The following is a 5,260-nucleotide window of genomic DNA, read 5'->3' on the forward strand; positions in this document are numbered from 1 at the left end:
AGCTGTTTCGGCACGTCGGTATACACAATGGTATACATCTTCGCCGGGGAGGCTATTTTTCAGGCACGAAAAAAGCCGGTAAGCTACATGCTGTAACCTACCGGCTTTGCTGCCTTAGTGGCGGAGAGGGAGGGATTTGAACCCTCGATACAGGTTTAAGCCCGTATACTCGCTTAGCAGTCGATTGATTTTGTTTTTAACTATCTAGAATATATGGTGTTTATTTTTCAATTTCAACACGTTCTGCGCGTTATGGCGCTGCGCTACGCCATACGTACCATAAAACTTGAAAAAATACGTCAGACAATCAGCCCACAAAAGCAAGCGCCAACACATCCAGGCTAGCACTTTGCGGGTTCTTTTCAGCGTCGATTATTATACTGCCATTACATTCAAGCATGTTTGCCGGGAACTTGAAAGCGTTCTCTACCTCGTTAAATGATACATCATCGCCAACGGAAAGCATAAGACTGAGCTCTTGTAGTTTTTCGCGGTAGCTTGATTCCAGTCCTTCGGTAGCTTGAACGCATGACTTTATGCCGCTGAGATAGCCTTTTGCGCTACCATAGCTGAGGATTCCGAAAATATGCTCTTCTTCGGTATCGCGAAGGCTGCTCAGGATATGGCTGATGGCTAAGTAAGTTACCTTGAAGATGTTGAAAGATTTATCTCTAACCTGTGAAAGTATGGTTATATTGGCATGTTCGGAGATGTTTGTGGCGGTATTTTCGTCTAGGATAGCATTTGGCTTGATTATGAGTATTGTCTGCTTATCTTTTGATAACTCACATATATTTGCTGTCTCTTTAGCTACTTCATCGGTACTCATATCAGAGAATATAAAAACATTGTCTACTTTTGATATTCTTTCTATAACGTCATTAATAAAGGCATCTTTGTTTGACTTTGTATCAGCCGACAGTAATACTTCACCAAACTTTGAGTATTTGTTGTCGGAATCTGTGATGATGCTGAAAGGCTGCTGGACTCTGAGTTCACTAAAATAGCCTATTTCTTCGTTGAAACTATCATTGCCAATGAAAATGAAGTAAGAATTATCTATAACGAGTTCGTAAATATCATCATTTTGCAGCTCTAGCATAAAGGTACTCCTTTTTGAGTGGTATACCAGTAAGCTGCATTTATATTGATTCTCTCGGCCTAAAAAGCTAAGATGTCCCCCGTTACGTGGCTTCTTCCCATGCGTTCGGTACGGCGCAAACTCCCGTTTGCCGGGTAAGGGAGGTTAGCCGCATGAGACGCCTTGTGCTCTTGGCGCTGCTGACGCTCCTTTGTCTGATGCTCCGGGCCTCGTCCCGGCTGTAGATAAAACAAAGGCCCCCGTCCGGCGGGCACCGGGCGAGGGCTGAAACAAGCAGTTAACCACGTAACATCAAAGGGACGCTCATGCGTCGTACCTGCCGGGGGAGTGTTGGTAGCATTCTCCCGGCACCTTTTTTATAAGCATTCTTTCAAGAGATTGCAAGCCGTGTGCCTTGCATGAGCCTTCAGCTCCAGAGCAGTGCTTGCAGGTAGCCCCGTTAAAAAGATAAGATGTCCTCCGTTACATGGCTTTCTTCCCATGCGTTCGGTACGGCGCAAACTCTCGCTTCTCTTTTCTTTACGAAAGACACAGCAGATATTCAATTACAGTTTTAATTTATCGTATTGCTCCTGTAATTGTTTCTCTTTCATTTTTTCTTTTTGTTTTTTATCCTTAATTTTTGCTGTATTTATTTTTTCATCATAGCTTTTTACCGAATAGTAAAGTATTCCTGGAAATACAAATCCTGTTCCTTTTTTATGATATTTAATATCATAGCTATCGCATTTAGATATAAAATCTACTGATTTTACTTTTAGATATGACACTGTTTTCATCTTTTTTATTGTGTCATCTAAATCATTAAATTTTCCTTTCCATATGTAGTGTTCTGTCTTTCTTTTTTTGAAATTATCTATAGAATAACTTATTTGTGCATATCCTCCATATATGTCTTCAAGCTTTTTCATTACAACATCAGGATGTTGTTTTACTTCTACAATCACTCTAGATAGATTGTTATCAATAAAAATATAGTCCCACCTAGGGTTTTGTTCTCCCCATTTTAATAACATAGAATTGCATCTAACTACCCCCTCAGATGGAGAATGCTTTGTAAAGCTGTGCTTAAAATTTTCTGTAATATTTTTTACTTCTTCAATAGACATTCCAAACTTTAAATCAAAGAATGTCATTTTGTCAGATCCAGCTTGGCATAATGATGTGTTGATAAAAAAAATAAATACAAATAATATAATAAGATTATGCATTTTCCCCTCCACAACTATTGAGATTTTTAGTCAGACAAAACCAACATTACACCCCAACATCAAAATTGGATGACTCCGGTACTCCACTCCTCTGAACAGCTACGGATTAGATAGGTAAAACGATGCGTACACCCTATGCAAATAGTATAAAATGGCACGATACTTTCAGAAAAAGAGAGAAGATCCTAACTTTCAAGTTATGTTCTTAGAAAGTATTGACTGAAGATGGAAAAATATTAATCTGAAGAAGTATTTTTGATTGGATACTCTTTATTCATTTTATAAGATGTTAATAATTTATCTAAATCATCATCTAATGGATTTCTTGACAATACCTCATTAAGATTGCTTGTCCTATACTTGTGTTTAATTATAAAAAAAATATCTTTTTCATCATTATTCTTTATGTTGATATCAGCACCAAGTTTTATTAGAACATTTGCGCACTGTATTTTTCCGTGTTCGATTGCTACAAATAATGGAGTTTTTCCAGAGAAATCTTGATAATTAATATCTTTAAATAGCTGTATAGAAAGTATTAATTTTTTAGTATTTCCACCAGCGGCTGCATAGTGTATAATGCACCGTCCATTTTGGTCGAGAAAATCATATCTACTAAATAAATTTGAGATCTTTTTTGTATTTTTAAAATTAATTGATTCTGTTATTAATGCTCTAAAAAGTATATTCAAGTTATCATTGTTATAAACATCTATTTCTGCACCATTATCTATGAGAATATTAACATAATCCCAGTACCCACATCTCGCTGCAAACAATAATGGAGTTTCGCCAAAATTATTTCTTTCGTCTCTAAGATTTTTCATAGAGCTTAATTTTTTTACGGCATCATCTTGTCTTGTTATTATGGCGCGAAATAAATTATTACATTTTGTAGCATCCATGCCAGAATAATGGCCTATCTGTGGAGTATGTCTTAACATATTTCTGACATAATTACTTAGTTTTGCATTTTTAATTGAATAATCATAAGCTATTTTCCCATAACTATCTTTTACTAACGGCTTTGCTCCAGATTTGAGGAGAGATATAATAGTTTCATCATCTGCACGCATTGCGGCATGATGGAGTACTGTCATATCAGGTTCGAGCTCTGAAATTATTTTTTCTTTTTTAGAAATTTTTTTTACTGTATCCCAATCATCCATATGTGCCGCATTCATAATTGCAGACCACGATCCTGCTCCATCACCATCTTCTGTGTCTTGCTCATTTGCTAAAACAAAAGAATCTAACAAAATACAAAACAATGATGCAAATAGAAAAATCCGTATAAACATATGTCTCCTCTAAACAATGATGTTATATATTTCCAGATTCCATGACATAGAATCTGGAAAAAGTGCCATTGTAAGGTCTACTATGCCTCTGTCTTCCGTTGTTCTGCTCAAGGTACACCATTTGTGATTTGCTCTGATAGAGTTTACCGGCAGCTATCACTTCAGGATATACTCCCCAGTTATCCGTGCAGAACAGCTCAGCTTTCCACCTTGAAAGACGTTCCATCAATTTTGATAGCGTCGCTTTATCCCTTCCTCATCCATAACTTGTTTTTTCTGACTTTAGATACTGCCACATTTCATCGAGTTCGACGCAAATGGCCTCATTATGAGCAGGTTTTTCATGGTGTTTTTTTCAAATAATTTTATTCACTTCAAAACAACATTCGGATAAACCCCAATGAGCCTTGAGATAGACAGTATTGAAAGCCCCTGAGTGTACAAGGTTACTGCCATAGCCTTTTCTTGTACAGGCCGACCACGAGGAGTCAGTCTCGTAAATTGCAAGGAACAAATCTTGTACTTATTTTTTGTTTTCCTTTTATCTGCAATTTTGTGATATCTTATAAGCTATGTTAAAAGGTCATATGTCTGAAGTAACGGGCTTGTGTACCTCCACACTCTTAGCTTTCATTGACTCCGTGTACGCTTTAAATTGCGCCTGATTGTCCCATTGGCAGATAAATAAAAAATTTTTACCGGGAGTACCGTCGTTCCAGAATCCAGGGGGGGAGCGATGATAGAATAGGACATAATGTTCCCTTCCAAACTCGTTATTGGGTTCACCTGGAGCCCAATTCAGGTATGTGGCTTTACCCTTGGTTAAGGAACGCCATATACCTTCGCTGTTTTTGTCTGTCAGTCCAAAATAGACATCTTTTGCATTTTGACGTTGTAGCCATGCATATATAAAAGTATTTTCTTCAGTGGATTCTATAATGGCCAGTTGCCCATAGTGTTTCTGACAGAAGCGGGAAGCAGCTTCCCAACTGTCAACCGTGCTGATTTCGCTACTGTTGAAAACTTTATAATATTTACCTTTGAATGAAGTAGTATTGGAAAGAGACGTTTTTTCCCATAATTCTTGTGGAATCGGATTTGGCGTTGTGCCGAGTCCTCGTGTTGTGGTATCATTCATCTGAGCAAACAGAATAAATCCGGTGAAAATTAAGAGCGAAAACAACACAAGAATAAGATATTGCGTTTTTGTCCATCCTCCCTGTTGTTGTGTGAACGGCTGCTGCCCATCTCCTTGGGATTCTCTCCAGATTCGACGAATTCCAATAAATATCCCAGGGAGATAGGCTAGTCCAATAGCCCCAGCTATGAGAAATATGCAGATAATAAGGCCGAGAAACAATCCTCGGCGGAATAATAACTGGCTAATAATGGCCCAAAAGGCAATTGTACCGCTGGCACCGGCGGCTGATGAAAGCCATTTTTTCAATATTTCCCAGCTGAATGCATAGCCAAAACCATAAATGATTCCCATTGGAATACCTATGGCTAATGTCGGCCAGAGTGCACTTCTGTCAGTAAGTCCAATTATTATACTTACTGTAGTAATAAGTACACCACCAATAACACCAAGTAATGCTTGTTGTTTTGCAGTCATTTTACACTCACATATTTAGAAAGGCTCTTGA

The 5,260-nt window shown here is 38.0% G+C and carries 4 protein-coding genes; all 4 read right to left on the reverse strand.

What is annotated here, in order from left to right; genetic code table 11:
* Positions 1-307 precede the first annotated feature (307 nt).
* The 4 genes from ACQRCJ_RS12020 to ACQRCJ_RS12035 all read right to left on the reverse strand — a co-directional run bounded on the left by ACQRCJ_RS12020 (position 308) and on the right by ACQRCJ_RS12035 (position 5,229).
* Positions 308-1,102 carry a hypothetical protein gene (locus ACQRCJ_RS12020; RefSeq protein WP_427799893.1) on the reverse strand — a complete coding sequence of 265 codons (795 nt, stop codon included), beginning with the start codon at positions 1,100-1,102 and terminating at the stop codon, positions 308-310.
* A gap of 545 nt (positions 1,103-1,647) precedes the next feature.
* Positions 1,648-2,313 carry a hypothetical protein gene (locus ACQRCJ_RS12025; RefSeq protein WP_427799894.1) on the reverse strand — a complete coding sequence of 222 codons (666 nt, stop codon included), beginning with the start codon at positions 2,311-2,313 and terminating at the stop codon, positions 1,648-1,650.
* 236 nt (positions 2,314-2,549) lie between these two features.
* Entirely contained in the window at positions 2,550-3,614 is a 1,065-nt protein-coding gene (locus tag ACQRCJ_RS12030; protein WP_427799895.1) for an ankyrin repeat domain-containing protein, read from the reverse strand.
* A gap of 583 nt (positions 3,615-4,197) precedes the next feature.
* Positions 4,198-5,229 (reverse strand): C-type lectin domain-containing protein, encoded by a 1,032-nt coding sequence (locus ACQRCJ_RS12035; RefSeq protein ID WP_427799896.1) that lies wholly within the window; start codon positions 5,227-5,229, stop codon positions 4,198-4,200.
* Between the last annotated feature and the right edge of the window lie 31 nt (positions 5,230-5,260).

Origin of the sequence: Desulfovibrio sp. SGI.102 (assembly GCF_050314315.1) — a bacterium.
GTDB lineage: Bacteria > Desulfobacterota > Desulfovibrionia > Desulfovibrionales > Desulfovibrionaceae > Desulfovibrio.